At 61.5% G+C, this 17,880-nt stretch carries 21 protein-coding genes and 1 tRNA gene; 12 read left to right on the top strand and 10 right to left on the bottom strand.

Features of this window, described 5'->3' with window-relative positions; all coding sequences use genetic code 11:
* Positions 1-76: 76 nt before the first annotated feature.
* From QM996_RS17925 to QM996_RS17915, 3 genes are all read left to right on the top strand, one after another.
* Positions 77-928, top strand: a complete 852-nt coding sequence (locus QM996_RS17925) for a hypothetical protein (protein ID WP_500268579.1) — start codon at positions 77-79, stop codon at positions 926-928.
* Between the two features lie 65 nt (positions 929-993).
* Positions 994-3,507, top strand: coding sequence for an SGNH/GDSL hydrolase family protein (locus tag QM996_RS17920; RefSeq protein WP_500268578.1), 2,514 nt, complete (start codon positions 994-996; stop codon positions 3,505-3,507).
* Between the two features lie 18 nt (positions 3,508-3,525).
* Positions 3,526-3,771 (top strand): hypothetical protein, encoded by a 246-nt coding sequence (locus tag QM996_RS17915; protein WP_500268577.1) that lies wholly within the window; start codon positions 3,526-3,528, stop codon positions 3,769-3,771.
* Here QM996_RS17915 and QM996_RS17910 read toward each other — a convergent pair whose 3' ends face one another.
* Entirely contained in the window at positions 3,772-4,083 is a 312-nt protein-coding gene (locus QM996_RS17910; RefSeq protein ID WP_500268576.1) for a hypothetical protein, read from the bottom strand.
* Between QM996_RS17910 and QM996_RS17905 the strand changes: the two genes are divergently transcribed.
* Positions 4,082-4,855 (top strand): Panacea domain-containing protein, encoded by a 774-nt coding sequence (locus QM996_RS17905; protein ID WP_500270352.1) that lies wholly within the window; start codon positions 4,082-4,084, stop codon positions 4,853-4,855. The two genes, QM996_RS17910 and QM996_RS17905, sit on opposite strands and share 2 nt — an antisense overlap.
* A gap of 10 nt (positions 4,856-4,865) precedes the next feature.
* Positions 4,866-5,189: a hypothetical protein gene (locus tag QM996_RS17900; protein WP_134885735.1), complete on the top strand. Its 324-nt coding sequence runs from the start codon at positions 4,866-4,868 to the stop codon at positions 5,187-5,189.
* Positions 5,190-5,197: 8 nt separating this feature from the next.
* Here QM996_RS17900 and QM996_RS17895 read toward each other — a convergent pair whose 3' ends face one another.
* From QM996_RS17895 to QM996_RS17885, 3 genes are all read right to left on the bottom strand, one after another.
* Positions 5,198-5,785: a hypothetical protein gene (locus QM996_RS17895; protein ID WP_500268575.1), complete on the bottom strand. Its 588-nt coding sequence runs from the start codon at positions 5,783-5,785 to the stop codon at positions 5,198-5,200.
* Positions 5,782-6,087, bottom strand: a complete 306-nt coding sequence (locus QM996_RS17890; protein ID WP_500268574.1) for a helix-turn-helix domain-containing protein — start codon at positions 6,085-6,087, stop codon at positions 5,782-5,784. Before QM996_RS17890 ends, QM996_RS17895 begins: the two co-directional genes overlap by 4 nt.
* A gap of 154 nt (positions 6,088-6,241) precedes the next feature.
* Positions 6,242-6,478: a helix-turn-helix domain-containing protein gene (locus QM996_RS17885; RefSeq protein WP_104662874.1), complete on the bottom strand. Its 237-nt coding sequence runs from the start codon at positions 6,476-6,478 to the stop codon at positions 6,242-6,244.
* A 117-nt stretch (positions 6,479-6,595) separates the two neighbouring features.
* Between QM996_RS17885 and QM996_RS17880 the strand changes: the two genes are divergently transcribed.
* Positions 6,596-6,913: a hypothetical protein gene (locus QM996_RS17880; protein ID WP_500268573.1), complete on the top strand. Its 318-nt coding sequence runs from the start codon at positions 6,596-6,598 to the stop codon at positions 6,911-6,913.
* A gap of 403 nt (positions 6,914-7,316) precedes the next feature.
* Here QM996_RS17880 and QM996_RS17875 read toward each other — a convergent pair whose 3' ends face one another.
* Together QM996_RS17875 and QM996_RS17870 are read right to left on the bottom strand one after the other, a co-directional pair.
* Positions 7,317-7,550: a hypothetical protein gene (locus QM996_RS17875; protein ID WP_500268572.1), complete on the bottom strand. Its 234-nt coding sequence runs from the start codon at positions 7,548-7,550 to the stop codon at positions 7,317-7,319.
* 848 nt (positions 7,551-8,398) lie between these two features.
* Positions 8,399-8,488 (bottom strand) — tRNA-Ser (locus QM996_RS17870).
* Between the two features lie 382 nt (positions 8,489-8,870).
* On the opposite strand from QM996_RS17870, the gene QM996_RS17865 reads away from it, so the two are divergent.
* The 3 genes from QM996_RS17865 (at position 8,871) to QM996_RS17855 (ending at position 11,288) form a co-directional block, all read left to right on the top strand.
* Positions 8,871-9,188 carry a hypothetical protein gene (locus QM996_RS17865; protein ID WP_500268571.1) on the top strand — a complete coding sequence of 106 codons (318 nt, stop codon included), beginning with the start codon at positions 8,871-8,873 and terminating at the stop codon, positions 9,186-9,188.
* A 43-nt stretch (positions 9,189-9,231) separates the two neighbouring features.
* Positions 9,232-9,885: a peptide-methionine (S)-S-oxide reductase gene (gene msrA / locus QM996_RS17860; protein ID WP_500268570.1), complete on the top strand. Its 654-nt coding sequence runs from the start codon at positions 9,232-9,234 to the stop codon at positions 9,883-9,885.
* Positions 9,886-10,295: 410 nt separating this feature from the next.
* Positions 10,296-11,288, top strand: a complete 993-nt coding sequence (locus QM996_RS17855; protein WP_173515138.1) for a BMP family lipoprotein — start codon at positions 10,296-10,298, stop codon at positions 11,286-11,288.
* Between the two features lie 82 nt (positions 11,289-11,370).
* Here the strand turns inward: QM996_RS17855 and QM996_RS17850 are convergent, their stop codons facing one another.
* Positions 11,371-11,580, bottom strand: coding sequence for a SlyX family protein (locus QM996_RS17850; protein WP_173515137.1), 210 nt, complete (start codon positions 11,578-11,580; stop codon positions 11,371-11,373).
* Between the two features lie 102 nt (positions 11,581-11,682).
* Positions 11,683-12,420 (bottom strand): sulfate transporter family protein, encoded by a 738-nt coding sequence (locus tag QM996_RS17845; RefSeq protein ID WP_500270351.1) that lies wholly within the window; start codon positions 12,418-12,420, stop codon positions 11,683-11,685.
* Between the two features lie 209 nt (positions 12,421-12,629).
* On the opposite strand from QM996_RS17845, the gene QM996_RS17840 reads away from it, so the two are divergent.
* From QM996_RS17840 to QM996_RS17830, 3 genes are read left to right on the top strand one after another with little or no spacing between them, the layout of a single operon-like run.
* Positions 12,630-13,991, top strand: coding sequence for an amidase family protein (locus tag QM996_RS17840; RefSeq protein ID WP_500268569.1), 1,362 nt, complete (start codon positions 12,630-12,632; stop codon positions 13,989-13,991).
* Positions 13,988-14,899, top strand: a complete 912-nt coding sequence (locus QM996_RS17835; RefSeq protein ID WP_500268568.1) for an ROK family protein — start codon at positions 13,988-13,990, stop codon at positions 14,897-14,899. The genes QM996_RS17840 and QM996_RS17835 overlap by 4 nt, the downstream gene beginning before the upstream one ends.
* Positions 14,896-15,621 carry a copper homeostasis protein CutC gene (locus QM996_RS17830; protein WP_500268567.1) on the top strand — a complete coding sequence of 242 codons (726 nt, stop codon included), beginning with the start codon at positions 14,896-14,898 and terminating at the stop codon, positions 15,619-15,621. The genes QM996_RS17835 and QM996_RS17830 overlap by 4 nt, the downstream gene beginning before the upstream one ends.
* 74 nt (positions 15,622-15,695) lie before the next feature.
* Here QM996_RS17830 and nagA read toward each other — a convergent pair whose 3' ends face one another.
* Both nagA and QM996_RS17820 read right to left on the bottom strand, forming a co-directional pair.
* Positions 15,696-16,856, bottom strand: a complete 1,161-nt coding sequence (gene nagA, locus QM996_RS17825; protein ID WP_500268566.1) for an N-acetylglucosamine-6-phosphate deacetylase — start codon at positions 16,854-16,856, stop codon at positions 15,696-15,698.
* On the bottom strand, positions 16,853-17,875 hold the full coding sequence (locus QM996_RS17820) for an SIS domain-containing protein (protein WP_500268565.1): 1,023 nt from the start codon (positions 17,873-17,875) through the stop codon (positions 16,853-16,855). Before QM996_RS17820 ends, nagA begins: the two co-directional genes overlap by 4 nt.
* Positions 17,876-17,880: the final 5 nt, after the last annotated feature.

Genomic DNA, 17,880 nt, shown 5'->3' with positions numbered 1-17,880 from the left:
ACAGTATAGCGGCGGGTATCGTGCTGTCGGTCCAGTTACCGCATCTGGCGACCGTGCGTTTGGCCGATATCAGGTCATGGGATCCAACATTGCCGACTGGACAAAAGAAGCGATCGGCACTGCGCTCACCAGCGAGCAATTCCTGAATAATCCGGAGATTCAGGACAAGGTTTTCGACAAAATCTTCGGTGGTTACATTGATCGCTTTGGGCAGGAAGGCGCAGCGCAGGCTTGGTTTGGTGGCCCTGGGGCCGTCGGCAAGACTGGCCGGCAGGACCAACTTGGGACCAGCGTCGGCGATTACGGCAATCGCTTCACTGAGGGACTCGGCCAGGCAAAGGACGCATGGGAAGGTCTGCGGGACATAACGGCAAGCACGCGCCAGGAGACCGAGGCGCTAACCACGCAATACGACCAATTCGGCCAAGTGGCGCAGACCGCCATGAATGGTCTGGCAACGGCGCTCGCTGATGGCAAGCTGGAGGGGCGCGAGCTGCTGCAGATCCTTATGCAGGTGGTGCAGCAACTCATGTCGATTCCGTCACTCGGCGCCGGCGGGGGCGGTCTTGGCGGCATCTTCAGCGCCCTGCTCGGTGGTATCCCTGGCTTTGCGAACGGCACCCGCTCGGCACCCGGCGGCCTAGCCGTTGTGGGTGAGCGTGGGCCGGAATTGGTCAATCTGCCCAAGGGTTCGCAAGTCATCCCAAGCGCGCAGTCTATGCGGATGATGCGAGGCGGCCAGCAGGCGATGCAGGTGCAGGTCGGCGTTAGCGTCGACGACGAAGGTAAGCTGCAGGCTTACGTCAAGAAAGTGAGCAAGCAGGAGGTGGCCAGTGCCGCTCCGCGGATAGTGGGTGCGGCAAACCAGCAGGCCCCTGCCGCCGTCGCTCGCCACCAGGCCACCAAAGGCGGCGCCGATTGGCGCTGACCATCTAGCCCTCCTCCACAAATTACAGCCCGCCTCGCGGGCTTTTTCTTTTCATAGGAGACATCATGGTTCTCAACGCAGCCACCGTTTGGCGCGACTATAAAACCGACGGCATTCCGTCATCGGGTCCGCATAAGATTAAGAAGAGCGAGATTCGCACATGGGGCGGTGATCTTGAGAATTCTGTCTATGCCCTCACCCTTTCCACCAACGCGGCCGTCGTCCGGAGTACGAAAGCAGAGTTGGATGCAGTTGTTGGCAACTTCGCTGATGGAGACATTGGTCTTGCCGTTACCGATCCCACTATTGCACTCCGCGGCGTCTACGAGAAAACAGGAGGTGTTTGGGTCAAGCAGTCGGACCTTCCGACCGACGTTGCGCAGATTGCTGCTAATGCGGCTGAAGCCGCGCAGGCTGGCGCGGAAACCGCGCAAGACGGAGCCGAAGCGGCCCGCGACCTTGTTGAAGGGTGGGCTGGAGACATAGTCAGCCAAGGTAACGTGCCGATTTATGGCACAGTTTCCGGCATCTCTGCACTCACGATTCCTGTCGGCATCAATTTTATTCGCCTCAACGGCTATGCGAGCGTTGGCGATAAGGGCGACTGGCCGCTTGTTAAGGAGATCACGGAGGACGGCTCGCCTGTTCTGCCTGGTCAAGTAAGGTCCAACAGCAATACCCGTCGCTGGGAGCTAATTGCCGACGAAGCAGTGCCGGAGATGTTTGGGTCTGTTGCCAATAACACCGGCATCGACAACAGCGCGGCGCTTGTCGCGTGGCGTGACTACTGCAACAGGACGGGATCAAAACCAAAACTCCCGCGGGGGCGCATTTACAACGTCGCCAGCAGCCCTTCGCTCGGTGGACCAGGCGTCTTCATCATCGACGCAGAGCCAGGAAGCGGCTTCCGTGGTCCGTTTGTCGTCAATCCCAACATCCGAGCACGTGGCGCGGAATTCACCCTGAATTATGTCGGGACAGACGTGTATCAGTACGTCATGTCGCCGGCATATCAGTCGGACATGACGTCGCGACGGATTTGGCTTGATGCTGAAGGCGGCCTGGACCGATCAACGGTTCGTGCGGTCGATTGCACCACCGAGCCGGAGCACCTGACGCTGGCGTATCCTGGCGGTGATACGTATTCGGCGAGTACCGCCAGCAACGTCACCGCGGATTCGTTCACTCGTTCGCTCGCGAATGACGGGTTGATGAGACTTTCCCTGCTGCCCGCAGAACCGGCCGCAGAGCTGTCCGTCTACATGGATGACGTCGGCTCTGTGTTCAATCGAATTGCACACCTTAGGACCAGCAAAGGATACGTGCAGTTGCGTGCGAATGGCGATAGCGGATTCACTATCGAAGAGAAGCTCATCGGAGCAGCAGTTACTTCGTCGTCGACCTTGTGGGTAGGTCAACCGTTCCATACGGCCTACAGCCCAGTGAATGCGATGTGGACGCTGCGCAACTACGACGGCCGCACTGTCGGGCTGCTCCTTAACGGTCGCGAAATCGCGCGGTACAAGGCCGCCGGGTTTGTCACGCATTGGGGCTTCGGTGGCCTGGCTACCGCTTCAATCCAGATAGCGATCCGGAATTGGGCTATTCGCCGCAATATCGCGGTCCCATACGGCATCCCAGCCCTAAAAGTCGCCACCTTCGGCGATAGCTTCACCGCGCCCATCCAAGGCGATTGGCCTACCTACATGCGGCAGGTTCTTGAAGGTGCTCTGAGTGCGAGTGCGAAGGTAGACAATCTCGCCGTGAATGGGGCGAACAGCGATGGTGTCCTGAGCCAGATTACTGCTTATGATAAGACCGGATTGACCGATGCGGTCATCATGGTCAGCGTCAACGATCAGCAGGCCTCTGTTTCTGCGGCGACCCTCAGGGCTCGGCTGATATCGTCGATCGATGCTCTCCAGGTCGTTGGCGCTCGCGTCTACATCGTCCTTCAGACGCCATATTATGACAAGACGCTCGCTAATGGCGTCAATGCGAGCAACATGAATGGGGCGGGAAAGTATCGTTCCTACGTCCAGCGTGTGGCGGCGGAAAAGGGTTGCGTCGTGATCGACACGATGCAGCAACTGAAACCGGCGCTCGCGACGATGCTGTCTGACGGTTCTCTTGATCCAGGGCTCCGCGACAACCTGCACCCGACGGCGTTTGCCTACATGTTGATCGGCCGCATGGTAGCCCGCGCGATCCTGGCCGGTGCCTCGGCGAAGATCACGAAGTTGATGCCGCCGCAGGACCTACCGACATGGGCGCTGGCATCGTCTTGGACGCTCGGTACGCCGGCAGGCTCTGCAGAAATGAACGGCGACGGGATCGCGCGGCTTTCCGGCCGGCTCGTCCCCAGTGGCACCAAGACCGCGGGGACCGTGATCCTCAACTTGCCGGCGCCGTTACGTCCGGTGAAAGCCCAGCATTTCATCGTGAGAAGCGAGCTCGCATCTGTGTTGCTCGACATCGCGACGACGGGAGCGATCACGCTGCGAACCAACATGACTGGCATGAGCGACACTTGGGTATCGCTAGATGGGATCTCGTTCGCGACAGCGGCGAGCGCGTAAAGCAGGAGACCACAATCAATGAAAGACCTACTTGCGAAGCTCCATGGCGGCGCTGAATCAGCCATGTTCGCAACCATGGCTGCCACCAGCCGCATCGTTGATGTGCTGGTGGCCAAAGAAGTGCTGACCAAAAAGGAAGCCGCGGCTACTCTCATAGCAATCGCCGAAGAGATCCGCGACGACACCGGCGACATGGCGGCTCGAGAGCCGGCCGAAGAGATCGCCGCTTGGTTCGATAAGGTGGCGGCCGGGTATCGGGCGTAACTATGCCTTCGGCGCCACCGTCGGGCACTCAAACCAAAACTCGAATAGCGGCTTGCTCAACAGGTACCCGCGCGTGATCTTGCAGCCACCACGGCCAGTGTCAGCCAAATGTTGCTGCGCGGCTGCCTCGATCCTCTTCTCCGGCGTCATAGTATCGGCCAGTCCAAGGGTGGCGCCTTGGGCTGCGCCAATTGCCATGGTTTTGCCGAGGCTCGGCGCGACCATCAGCGAACTGTCAGTCTTGTGTTCGTAGACGCGGTAAGTGTCGTCGGCCATCTTCACGTGATGGACCGGAAACTTATAGGTGTTCATGCGCGACATGCTTTCGCTTGTGGCGCATGAAGTCATGGTCACGACTATGCCAGCCGCGGTTAGGATTTTGAGTTTCACGAGTCGCCCCCAGATTGTTGCTGGCAGGATGTTTGCTCGACTCTGGGTGGTGGTCAAGGGGCGAAGGCTGCCCGCCGAGGGCGCCGGTAACCGGACCCCTCAAAAAACTAACCGAACACTTGTAGAACATTTAGAATTCTACAACTATATAAACGCGAGAATCACGCGCGGGGACTCATGTTTCCGCGCCTTTTCGCTTGGCTTGTGGCACCAGAGGGAGGTTGCTGCTTTGAACAACACCCGACATGTGGTCAACACACTGCTACAGCGTGCCTTCAAGGAAGGCCGCACGGACGTTTCTCCGATGAAGGCCCAGAAGCTGCTGTTTTACACGCACGGCTGGCATCTCGCTACAACAGGCCGGCCCGCAATCGACATGCCGTTTCTCGTTTGGCCCTACGGCCCGGTTGTAAGCGACGTGTACCACGACCTAAAAAAATTCGGCTCGGGAGCCGTCACGTCGTACATTACCGCCCCTGGCGAGGATCGGCCCTACGTGATTAATCCTGACAACAAGTCACTTTACGAGTCCCTCGACATTGCCTGGGAGAAGTATATTGGCATTCCAGCGGTGAACCTGTCGGCGATGACGCACGAACCGGGTTCTCCTTGGGATATTGCTAGGAATCGTGGAATGTCCCAGATTCCTAACGAGTTGATCAGAGATTACTTTGTTAGAACCGCAACCAACTGACATTCACCTAGTGTCGATCGAGGATGCCCGCCGAGTTGAACCGACCGTGCGGGCTCCAGATGCGCTGGCACTAGAAGAGATGAAAAACAACCATGCGGCCGGGATGCACAAGATGCAGCGCGGCCTGGTTGGACTTGTAGTTGGCACTGGGCCAGAGAAGGCGGGAAACGTGGCGACATTAGCCATCGTTGCGTCATTTGCCCTAGTCATGATCTCGTTCTTCAAGTTCGATTTCGGAACGCAGTTCGACCTTTTTTACAAGATCCTGACAACAATGCTTGGCCCGGTTGGCCTTGCCCTGGGATACCTATTCGGATCGAAGGAGACGAAGTAGTTCGGCGCTCAAGGCGCCAAGTTCTTCCACTTCTTCAAGCGATGCAGTTCCGCACGTCCCTCGTCGGTCAGTGCGTAGCGAAACGCATTTCCGCTGGTGCCGACCAGGCGGGTAACCCCCTTCTCTATCAGCGCGTCTAGAACCTTCTGACCGGCGCCAGGGATCGTGTCGAAGGTGTCGCAGTCGGGGTGCTCCGCCATAAAGCGAAGAATTCGCTCCTGCCGAGCGTCTAGGCCCAGTAGCGGCCGGTGCTTCTCACGGCGCTTTTCTTTCTTCGCGCGCCAATCGTCGTAGTCGCTGCTGCTCTTTGCCCCGGCGCGCCCAGCGTCCCGTTCGCGCCGCCACTTCTGCAGGTCCGTCTCCTGCTTGCCGTGCTCGCGCATCCACTTGTCATATGCGCCTTCCGGTTCTGCTGAAGAACCAATGCCACTAATCTCGTCGAGCTTGGCATCAATGGCGCGCTTGTCCCACTTGCGGGTGCCAGGGACGGCAGGAGGCATCTTGTGCGTTGAAACCCAAAGGGAAAAGGTGCTTTCACCGATACCGCAATATGTCGCGGCTTCCTTGCGGCCGATTAGGCGGGGGGCGTCGGTCATGTGCGAGCCCTCCCGACTCGACCTCGCCCCTTCTTCTTGGCGGTAAGTTTCTGCAAAGTTTCATAGAGCCTCAGATCAGGCACATGCGCTTTCGCTGTCGGCAGTTTCGGGACTTTCGGCGGCTCGCGTAGAACCTGCCATAGCGCTAAAAGATCACTCTCGGAGAACAGATAGTTGCGGCCGGAGCGGGAACATAGGCCATGTTCCTTGGCGAGTTTGATCACGCCACGGTTGGTCAAGCGAAGACGTTCCGCAGCCTCATCAGCGGTGTAAATCGTATCGAGCGGAGCGGTTGGCACCATAGCCACCTCCATGAGCGAGAAAAGACATTTGCCGGCGGCACGGATGCCGACTGCAGGATCGTTGTCTCCTCGATGTGGTGGTACGCCTCGGAAGGCTGCGCTTGGTGGGCGCTACGGGAAGCTATTGGCAGAAATTGGCGCGGTCAAGAACATCTTAGTTCGTCGGGTGCATTGCGACGCCTGGCCCAGCAGCAACGTCGCCGTCTTCCAAGAATGTAACGCCAACCGCCTCGAGCGCAGCGCGGATAGCGGCCAGGTTGTTGGCGATCGGCACCCGCTTGCCGGACTCGAAATCACGAAGCGTCGAGGGTGATACGCCGGCCGCTTCGGCAAGATGCGGCTGTGTCCAGTTTACAAGTGCGCGCGCGGCGCGGCATTGCGCGGGTGTCACGGTCAACCTCATTAAAAAACACCAATGTCAGTATTTAGTGTTGACATTGGTGTGATGTTGGTGTTTTTTAATGACATACCGCTTTTTCGGCAACATCGCAACATGAGGAGACCGCCCATGACCACCAAAGCAAGATTAAGAGTAGTGCCTCCCATCGCCGTCGAACTCGACGAAGGCAGATTAAGACGCCAGTCCAACGAGACTGGCAGAAGCAACGTGCAGGGCGCTGGCAACGGCCGCCCTCACCACCCAGACGAGCTCCAGGACTGCCTGATGCGCGCTCGTATCTGTTACGCCCTCCTTGAGGAGGTATTCAGCAACGTGCGCTGCGTGGCAGACATCTACGAGACAACCATGCTCGACGACATTGGCCTTGATGAACTGGCCTATCAGTTATCAGAGGTTCGGAAGTCGGCCGAACGGCTGGCCTCTTGAGTTTCCTGCCCGCTGCACGGGCACCTTGCCGCGCTCCGTTCATCGTCGAGCGCGGCCTTTTATCCGAGACCCCGCGCGGGGCGCTGCGCCGCTTGGACCGGTGCAGCGGGCGGGTGGCGGCATTTCACAGGTGCCGTCGCCCGTCACCGAAACAAGAGGAATGGTGTCACATGAGAAAGTCGTATCCAGTTGGGTCGATAGTTTGCATTGGCGGGAAGCTTTACGAAGTCACGCGCCACGAAAATGATTGCACGATCCTTACCCAGAAGGGTCGCGAGCTGGTCACGCTCAAGTCGGCGATGCAGCACATGGTCACCGACTTCATCATACCGAACGTGAAAACAGCTGCCTGATCCAATGCAAGCCACACAGCGACCCGCCGGCCTCACCAGTCGACGGCTTATTAGCGCCAGTAGCTTCGCTTGGTGTCGACCGACGATCGACCCATCACGTAGCCAATAGCAAACGACAGCAAGCCGACCGTCAGTGTCAAGCCAGTTGCCGTATATGGATGGTCGGCGGCGCCGGTCACGAGAGCGTTCGCTTCACGACTGACAGCGTCGGTGGCTGTCTGGGCAGCCTTGCGCACGCCGGAAAGAGGTTCGTTGGGTGTGCCGTATTCGTCTTCGTTGGCCATGGGTTGGTTTCTCCTGTCGAGGCTGCAGGAGAAACGGAGGGCGGGGCAATCTGTTCCGGGGGAACGACGTGACGGTCTTTGCCTTCTGAATGACTTGCGCGAGTCACAGCGACCCGCGGGTCTCGCCAGCCGGCCGGTTCATTCCTGTGAATACCAGGCTTTGCGACGGCTAGTTTTCAACACCACATTGGAAGGATTACTTTTTTTCTCCTTGATTTGGAGAGAAATTCCTGTATGCGACGGGACAAGAGTCAAGCCGTTGATCGACAAGGAGTTTTTTCCGTATTCGATTCGCGATTCGCTGCGACTCGCGCATAATTGACAATGCTAGCTGTTGCAACATGTTGCAAATCAGTCTACTCGTTTTACGTATCCACAGTGGATGCAAAAAAAGAGCCCCGCAAAAGCGGGGCTAAGTTTGGTCACTTTGGGCTGGGTTTAAACGATGACTGCGCGGGAACGCGGCCAACGTCTGCAATGGGCGCAAACTTGCTCCCATTGCCCCAGTCTAAAACGCCAATATCGGATCACCGATACCGGCCTGTGAATCGGGCACACTATGCGCATGGCCCTCTCCTTCTTTACGAAGGCAAGAAGAGCTTGCCACCCCTTCGGTCACTTCCGCCGAAGCTAAAGTCCTCCCAAGCTAAGTTGGTCAGAAAGCTCCGAATCGGGCGTGCGCGAAAGCGTATGCCACAATTGGTATCTACAGGTTGCACAAGAAGTTCGCAAGCCGGGGGGCGTGTTCCCCCTATGTTTTCACTGACTAAGAACAGATTCTTGTCTTATGGCAAGCTTTAGGCCATGGGCTGAGTCTGCCATCTAAGTCCTTGAAAACAAACAGATGATGGCGGACAGAGAGGGATTCGAACCCTCGATACGCTTTCACGTATACACGCGTTCCAGGCGTGCGCCTTCAACCACTCGGCCACCTGTCCATCCGTCAGCAGCCGACGGTCAATCCGGCTGGATGGGAAGGGCGAGGCCCTTCGGTGCCAGCCGGCGTGAACCGGCGGACGCGCGTCTATATACCGATGATTTGCTTGGGATCAACTGCTTTCTGACAGATTGTTGACATCTTGTGAGACGAGCGACCCGTCGTCCCCATTGTGCGTGCCGGGCGGCACGCTTATCTCTTGCGCCGGGACGAGCGTCACGCTCCCGGGCAGGTCCAGACGCCGCATCGGCCAGTGTGCAGATCACCGCATAATTTCGCCGCCGGGCCTTGTCCGAGACCCATGCGATCGAGGAAGATGCCGCCGGGCGCCGCGCCTGACCATGACGACGCGCCCACCGATGGGACGAAGGGAATTTAGATCGATGCGGTTTCTACTGAGACTGGCGAGCGCCGTCGTGTTGTTTGCCGCCGTGCTTGCGGGCGTCGTCGATGCGATCCAGTCGGTCGCCGCATCGGAGCTGGTCATGACCTCGCTCGGCGACGATCTGGAAGCGCTTGGCGCCGATACGGCGAGCTGGGTCCAGTTTGCTGAGCGTTCCGATACGGCGCCGACGATCTGGCATCTGATTCTGCATTGGGTGCTGATGCAGCCGGCCTTCGCGGTGCTGGCACTGCTCGCGCTCGTTCTGTGGATGGCCGGATACAAGAAACGGCCGGCGGCTGGCCGCTTCGCCGCCTGATTTTCGCGGGGCTCACCTCCGCACCGACGAAGGGAGTAGGCTGATGTTCCTGATCGACATGTTCAACAAGAAGACGATCATGCCCGACGCGCAGACGGCGCTGCCGGGTCGCGACGAGGCGATCCCGACGGCCGAGACGCATTTCGTTTCCGGCCGGCCGCTGAAAGGCCCCTACCCGGAAGGCACGAGGAAGATCCTGCTCGGCATGGGCTGCTTCTGGGGCGCCGAACGGCTGCTCTGGAACATTTCCGGCGTCTATGTCACGGCCGTCGGTTATGCCGGCGGGCTGACGCGGAACCCGACCTATCAGGAGACGACCACGGGGCTCACCGGCCATGCCGAGGTGGTGCTGGTCCTCTATGATCCCGAGAAGGTTCCGCTTGCGACCCTGCTCAGGACTTTCTTCGAGGAGCACGACCCGACCCAGGGCATGCGCCAGGGCAACGATATCGGCACCACCTACCGCTCGGCGATCTATACCTATGACGACGAGCAGTTGGCGGAGGCCAAAGCTGCGCGCACGGCCTTCCAATCGGCACTGAAGCACGCCAACCATGGCGGCAGGATCACCACGGAGATCGGCAAGGCCGGCCCGTTCTACTTCGCCGAAAACTATCATCAGCAATATCTGGCGAAGAACCCGAACGGCTATTGCGGCCTGCGCGGCACCGGGGTGACCTGCCCCATTGGCCACTAGACCAGGGTGGTCGGGGTCAACTCGACCCGAACCATAAACATGATCGCTTCGTTTCGGCCAAAGCGGGATCGGGCAACAAGCACACATTTCCCGATCCCGCTCTGACACAGAGGCGCCGCTTTGGGCATCTCGAGCGCAAGAGGGATACCCACAACCCTGAGGCCGCGCCGGAGGGGCGCACACACTTGCCCGCGTCCTCAAAAGCACAACAGAACCGGTGCCTTAAGGGCAGCGGCATCTGTGGCTTCAATTTTTACCATCTGAAAAATTTTGAGTGTTTTTTTGCCGTGGCCGTGCAAGGATGCGCCACCCTAGCCCCAAGGAGAAGGGGGTGGGTTCCGCAGACAGGCTACCGTCAGGCAGCCGGCGGGAGGACCCAATAAGATCAATAGCGACAACAGGGCTGCACGATGAAAAAAACAATTCTCGGTCTCTTTGCCTTTTCGATGATGTCCGCCACGGCATTGGCCGCCGACATCAAGCCGGCGATCATCTACGATCTAGGCGGCAAGTTCGACAAATCCTTCAACGAGGCTGCCTATAACGGCGCCGAGAAGTTCAAGACGGAATCGGGTGTCGAATACCGCGAGTTTGAAATCGCCAACGACGCCCAGCGCGAGCAGGCGCTGCGCCGCTTTGCCAGCGACGGCAACAGCCCGATCGTCATGGCCGGCTTCAACTGGGCAGCTTCGCTCGAGAAGATCGCCCCTGAATATCCGAACACCAAGTTCGCGATCATCGACATGGTCGTCGAAAAGCCGAACGTCAAATCGGTTGTCTTCAAGGAACAGGAAGGCTCCTACCTCGTCGGCGTTCTCGCCGGCCTCGCTTCCAAGTCGAAGACCGTCAGCTTCGTCGGCGGCATGGACGTTCCGCTGATCCACAAGTTCGCCTGTGGTTACGTCGGCGGCGCCAAGTCGACCGGTGCTGATGTCAAGGTTCTGGAAGCCTACACCGGCACGACGCCCGACGCCTGGAACGACCCGGTCAAGGGTGGCGAAATCGCCAAGTCGCAGATCGACCAGGGCGCGGACGTCGTCTACCACGCTGCCGGCGGCACCGGCGTCGGCGTTCTGCAGGCGGCAGCGGATGCGGGCAAGCTCGGCATCGGCGTCGACTCCAACCAGAACGGCCTGCAGCCGGGCAAGGTCCTGACCTCGATGCTGAAGCGCGTCGATGTCGCCGTCTATGAAGCCTTCAAGGCGGCCAAGGACGACAAGTTCGAATTCGGCATTTCCAACCTCGGCCTCAAGGAAGACGGCGTCGGCTATGCGCTCGACGACAACAACAAGGCGCTGATCACGCCCGAGATGCTTGACGCGGTGGAAAAGGTGAAAGCCGAAATCATTGCCGGCAAGGTCGAAGTTCACGACTACATGAGCGACGAGTCCTGCCCCTACTAAGAGCAGCGCTTAGGTAACGAGAAAGGCCGCCGGTTCGTTGGACCGGCGGCCTTTTTGTTTGCTCCGGCTTTTGCGGCTGCGCTCAATAGTGCGGCGGCCGGGTGATCGCCGGCGCGTCGAGCGACTGCTCCTCGAGCGTCAGGAAGCGCTCCGTCAGCCGGTCGAGCTTGGCGCGCGTCTGCTCCACCACCTTCCATTGCTCGGCGAGCTGATCGGAAAGTTCCTCGATGGTTTTGGCCTGATGGGCGACCGTTTCTTCGAGATGGGTGATCCGTTCGTCCGTCTTGTTCATGTGCACCAACTCCGTCCTGCCATGCGCCGCCTGCGCGCAGCACAATGGGATTTTGCCGGCAGATTGGCCACAGCCGGCATGATGTCAAGCAAGGACGCCTCCTCAGGCCTTCGCCGCAGCACTGCCCGACAGCGAAAATCCGGGGTCCTTCGCCGAAAGTCGCTTATGCAGATGCACCATCAGACCGGCAGCAAAGAGCGGCGTCAGCAGGTTGACGACGGGCACCGCCAGAAAGGCCGCAAGCAGAAGGCCGGCGAGGAACACGGTGGAGCGGTGCTTCTCACGGAAGAGCCGGGCCTCCACCGGCGCACGATGGCGCATCGCCGCGAATTCGAAGAATTCGCGCCCGAGCAGGTAACCGTTGACCAGAAAGAAGGCGACCAGATTGACGCCCGGAACGAGCAGCAGGAAGAGTGCCACCAGGTTGCCGAGGATGACGACGCCGAGGAACTTCGCCGAGCCGGCGATCGCCTCGCCGAGCGGCAAAGGCCGCCCTTTGGGCTCGTTCGGATAGTCCCGCGTCTCGATCACCTCGGCAACGTCGTCGAGGAAGAAGCCGGCGATCAGCGCGGTGACGGGCGCGAGCAGCAGAGCAAGCGCGAGCGCCAACCCGAGGCTTGCAAAAATACCGAGAACGAACGTCAGCCAGCCGGCCCAGACGGGCGTGCCCGGCATCAGCGTATCGATCCACGGCAGCGCCAGCCAGACGAACAGTTCGCGCAGGGCAAACCAGAGGGCGACGAGCGCCAGGATCGTCAGGCCCAGCACCTTCCAGAACACCGACCTCGTCTCGGGCGCCAGCAGATTGGCGAGCGCAAGCCGTGCCGCATCCAATATCATCATCGCTCTCCAGTCTCGGCCAAGGTCCGATGCGGCATGTAGTGAGAGGCGTTGCGGCCGACAAGGCGTGCCCGGCCTGCGCATGGTCTTTATGCAAGATTCATGCGTCTCGCCTATGTGGAGCATGGAAAACGCCAAGGGCGACGATATGCTAGGGCGTATGCGCGGTTGCCCGTAGCAGGCAATAACGATGGTACGCGGAGGATGACATGACAGAACAGAAGACACTCGCCAGCCTTTCCGTGCTCGTTCAGAGCGGCAAGCTGGACCCCGTCGACCTCGCCAAGGAAACCTATGCGGCCATAGACGCGCATGGCGACTATGCCATCTTCGTCGAACTCACGACTGAGCGCGCGACGCGCGATGCGGACGCCGCCTCGAAACGCCTCAGGGCGGGACGTTCGCTCGGGCTTCTCGACGGCCTGCCGGTTGCGTGGAAGGACTTGTTCGACATGGCCGGCAGCGTCACGACCGCCGGCTCGACCGTGTTGCAGACAAGCGCGCCGGCAGGGAGCGACGCGCCCGTCGTTGCCGCCATTGCCGCCGCCGGCATGGTCAGCGTCGGCCGCACCAATATGAGCGAGTTCGCCTTTTCGGGCCTTGGCATCAACCCGCATCACGGCACGCCGAGGAACCCAGCGGCCACGGACGTCGAACGCATTCCCGGCGGCTCGTCGTCAGGCTCTGCGGTCGCGGTCGCGGCCGGGCTGGTGCCGGTGGCAATCGGCACCGATACCGGTGGCTCCGTCCGCATTCCCGCGGCGATGACCGGCATCGTCGGCTACAAGGCGACACGCGGCCGGTACGCGATGAAGGGCGTCTATCCGCTGGCCGAAAGCCTGGATTCGCTTGGACCGCTTTGCCATACGGTTCAGGATGCGGTCTGGGTCGACGCCGCCATGCATGGGCTGACGGCGCCGACGGTGCGCCGCGCCGACCTCTCGGGTGTTTCGCTGGTGATCCCGGAAACGGTGGTCTTCGACGATGCAGAGACAGAAGTCGTAGAGGCCTTCGAGGATGCCATCCGGCGGCTCGAAAGAGCCGGTGTTGCCATCACCCGCCGCGCCTTCCCGGCCTTTTCGGCGATCTTCGGGCTGATGGCGCGCCATGGCGCCCTGGTGACGGCGGAAGCCTATGCCCTTCACCGCGAGCGACTTGCCGGTCCCGAAGCCAATGCCATGGACCCGCGCGTCGTTGCCCGCACGCGGCTCGGCGAGAAGATCGCCATGCCCGATTACATTGCCCTGCTCGACGCGCGCGACCAACTGATCCACGAGACGGTCGATAGCCTGAAGCCGAACGAGCTCATCGCCCATCCGACGCTTCCGCATGTGGCGCCGCCGATCGCGCCGCTGATCGAGGACGACGAGCTGTTCTTCAAGACCAACGCCAAGACGCTCCGCAACACCTCGATCGGCAACTTCCTGGATTTCTGCGGCATCTCCATTCCCTGTGGTACCGGTGCGGCGGAAATGCCCGTCGGCTTCCAGCTTGCGGCCCCGCATCACCAGGACGACAGGCTGCTTTCGGTCGCGCTTTCGGCCGAAGCGATCATCCGGGGTGAGGCATGATCGTCTGTTTCGATATCGGTGGCTCGGCGATCAAGGGCGCGATCGTCCACTCGCGCGATCGGATCTTCCCGTTGCCGCGACGGACGACGCCGCTCGACAACTTCCGCCAGTTCGTGCAGGTGCTCGAATCGGTGCTCGACGAGGCCGGCGGACACCCGGACTGCGTGGCGATCTCGATCACCGGCGTCATCGATCCGGAGACGCGGCGGATCAAATGCGCCAACATCCCCTGCATCGACGGGCGTGAACTGGTCGCCGAACTGGAAGCGGCGCTGCACCTGCCAGTGAAGATCGCCAATGACGCCGACTGTTTTGCGCTCGCCGAAGCCGGCGCCGGCGCCGGGCGTGGGCATCGTATTGTCTTTGGCGCCATCCTCGGCACCGGGGTCGGCGGCGGCCTGGTGATCGACGGCCGACTGATCAATGCGGATGGCGGCTTTGCCGGCGAATGGGGCCACGGCCCGGCGATCGCGGCGCAGGCCGGTTATCCGCCGATCGCGATTCCCGCCTATGACTGCGGCTGCGGCCAGAAGCGCTGCGTCGATACTGTCGGCGGCGCGCGCGGGTTGGAGCGGCTGCACCAGACCGCACATGGCAAGACACTTTCGAGCCATGAGATCATCGAGGCCTGGCGGGCGGGCGACGCCGAGGCGAAGCGTACGGTCGAGCTTCTCGTCGATCTCGTCAGCTCGCCGCTGGCGCTCGTCATCAATATCACCGGCGCGACGATCGTGCCGGTCGGCGGCGGCCTTTCCAATTCTGAGGAATTGCTTGCCGAAATCGACGGCGCGGTCCGTAGCCGGATTCTGAGGCAATTCGACCGGCCGCTGGTGGTGCGGGGCGAGTGCCGGGTCGAGCCTGGCCTGATCGGCGCCGCACTGCTCGGACTGGAAGAGGAAAAGGCATGAACGGCATCAAGCTCGAAGTCTGCGTCGATGATACCGACGGGCTGAAGGCGGCCATTGAGGGCGGCGCCGACCGCATCGAGCTCTGCGCAGCACTTTCCGTCGGCGGCCTGACGCCCAATCCCGGACTGATGGCGCTGGCCGGTCCGCCGCCGGTACCCGTTTACGCGATGATCCGCCCCCGTCCTGGCGATTTCGTCTTCTCCGCCGCAGACCTCGACGTCATGCGCCGGGATATCGATGCGGCGCGGGCCGCCGGCCTGGCGGGCGTCGTGCTCGGCGCCTCGCTTGCCGACGGTCGCCTCGATGCCTCAATGCTCATCAAGCTTACCGGCCACGCAGCCGGCCTCGGCATGACGCTGCACCGCGCCTTCGATCTCGTGCCGGATTTTGCCGAGGCGATGGAGGTGGCGGTCGAACTCGGCTTCGAGCGCATCCTGACCTCGGGCGGCGCCAAGAGCGCGCCGCAGGCAATCGATCGGCTGGCCGAAATCGTCAGTCTCGCCAAGGGCAGGCTGTCGATCATGCCGGGGTCCGGCGTCACGCTCGATACGGTCGATGGTCTTCTCGACCGGTTGAGCGTCAGCGAGGTGCATTCCTCCTGCTCCGTTCGTGATCCGGCTCAGGATCGGCGGCTGGTCGAGATGGGCTTCGTCTCGGCAGATCGGCGGCGCACTGATATGGAAACGGTCCGGGCGATGAAGGCAAGGCTTTCAGTGCGCTGAGACAAGGTCACCCGACGTGAAAAGCCCCGGACAGGCTTTGCGTTGTCCGGGGCTTTTGCCTGACGGTGTGACAATCAGGCGGCGTAGACCTGAACGCCGCCAATCCAGGTGGAGCCCATGCCGAGCTCCGGCGTCAGCAGCACGAAATCCGCGTCGGCGCCAGGCTTCAGCCGTCCCTTGTGAGTGGCGATCCCCATGGCATCGGCCGGATAGGCGGAAGCCATGCGCAAGGCTTCTTCCACCGGCAGGCCGAGCTTCTCGTGCACGAAGCGGACCGAGGAGAGCATGTCGGTGTCGGCGCCGGCGAGCGTGCCGTCCGCAAGCGTCAGCCGGCCACCTTCGCGCAGGATCTCGCGGCCGTTCAACTGGAAGCTGGTCATGTCGGTGCCGATCGGCGACATTGCGTCAGTGACAAGGAAGATCTGGCCCGGACCGGTCTTGGCGCGAAGCGCCACGCCCATCGAGGCCGGCTCGACATGGTAGCCGTCGGCGATCAGGCCGGCATGCAGCGTGCCGGTGGCAAGCGCGGCGCCGACCACGCCCGGTTCGCGATGACCGAGACCGCTCATGGCGTTGAAGAGGTGCGTCACCGTCCTGGCGCCTGCTCTTGCATAGGCAACGGCGGTCTCGTAGCCGACATCGGTGTGGCCGAGGCTGACGACGACGCCGGCATCGGCCAGCGCCCGCACCTGCTCTCTGGTGGCGTTTTCCGGCGCCACCGTCACCATCAGAACGCCGAGCGCTTTCGCGCAATCGAGCATTTCCGCGAGATCGGCATCGTCCATCGGACGGATCAGTTTCGGATCATGGGCGCCCTTGCGCGCGACCGAGAGATGCGGGCCTTCGAGATGCAGCCCGAGGAAACCGGGCACGTGTGCGGCCTTGGCATCAAGCCCCGCCTTGATGGTGGCGCTTCTGACTTCGCGCGTATCGGTGATCAGCGTCGGCAGCAGTGCGGTGGTGCCGAACTTGGCATGCGCCGAACAGATCTGCCGGATGCCCTCGACGCTCGGCTCCTCATTGAGAAGCGCGCCGCCGCCGCCGTTGACCTGCAGGTCGATGAAGCCCGGTACGAGCAACATGCCATGCGCATCGATCCTTTCGGCATCGGCAGGAACATCGGCCGATGCCACGATCGCCTTGACGCGGCCGGCCTCGATCACGAGGGCACAGCCGTCGTGCCATTCGACGCCGTCGAACAGGCGGGCGCCGGTGATTGCCTTCCTCTCGCTCATCTCGTCTCCGTTACCTTCTTGAGGCTTGCCGGCGCATCGGGGTTGAGACCGCGCGAGCGCGACCAGGCTTCGACGAAGCCGTAAAACGGCAGGATCAAGGTCAGCGCGTCCGTGATCGGATGGCCCGTCTCGACGAACGGCAGGCGCTTGGCCTTGGCCGCACGGCTCGAGGTAACATGAACCACTGCGCCTTTTTCCGCCATACCGTCGGCGATGCCTGCGACCGAGGTTTCCGCCGCGTCGCGGGCTGCGAGCGTCAAGACCGGGAACTTGGCGCCGACGAGCGCCACCGGTCCGTGCAGCACTTCCGCCGCGGAATAGGCTTCGGCGTGCATGCCGGAGGTTTCCTTGAACTTCAGCGCCGCCTCGCTGGCAATCGCCAGAGCCGGCCCGCGGCCGAGCACGTAGAGCGATTCCGCCTCGCCGAGATCGTCGGCAAAGGCCTGCCAGTCGAGCTTCACCGCCTTGGCGAACTGGTTCGGCAGGTCGGCAACCGCGCTCTGAAGCGCGGCGTCACCGGTCCATTCGCCAAGGACGGCAAGGCCGGCAACGATCGAGTTGACGTAGGACTTGGTGGCCGCGACCGCGATCTCGGGGCCAGCCAGAATGTCGAGCGGGTGAGTGCAGGCCTCGGAAATTGGCGAGGGCAGCGTGTTGGTGAGCGCAATCGAGACGGCGCCGGCGTCGGTCGCGGCTTTAGCCATGGCGACGATATCCGGGCTCTTGCCCGATTGCGAAATCGCGATCGCCGCCGCACCGCCGAGCTTCAGCTTGGCGCCGTAGATCGAGGCGAGCGACGGGCCGAGCGAAGCGACCGGCCGATCGGCCTGCAGTTCGATCGCATATTTCAGGAAGAGCGCCGCGTGGTCGGATGAACCGCGGGCGATCGTCACCAGGAAGGCCGGATCCTTGGCGCGCAGAGCAGCGCCAGCGGCCTTCAACTGATCGGCGGAACGCTCGAGCAAGCGCTGGGCGGCTTCGGGTATCTCGTCGATTTCTCGGCGCATGTTGGTCTGCATGGTCA

The organism is Sinorhizobium chiapasense (assembly GCF_045277575.1).
Lineage (GTDB): Bacteria > Pseudomonadota > Alphaproteobacteria > Rhizobiales > Rhizobiaceae > Ensifer > Ensifer chiapasense_A.
This window is presented reverse-complemented; position numbering and strand designations above follow the sequence as displayed.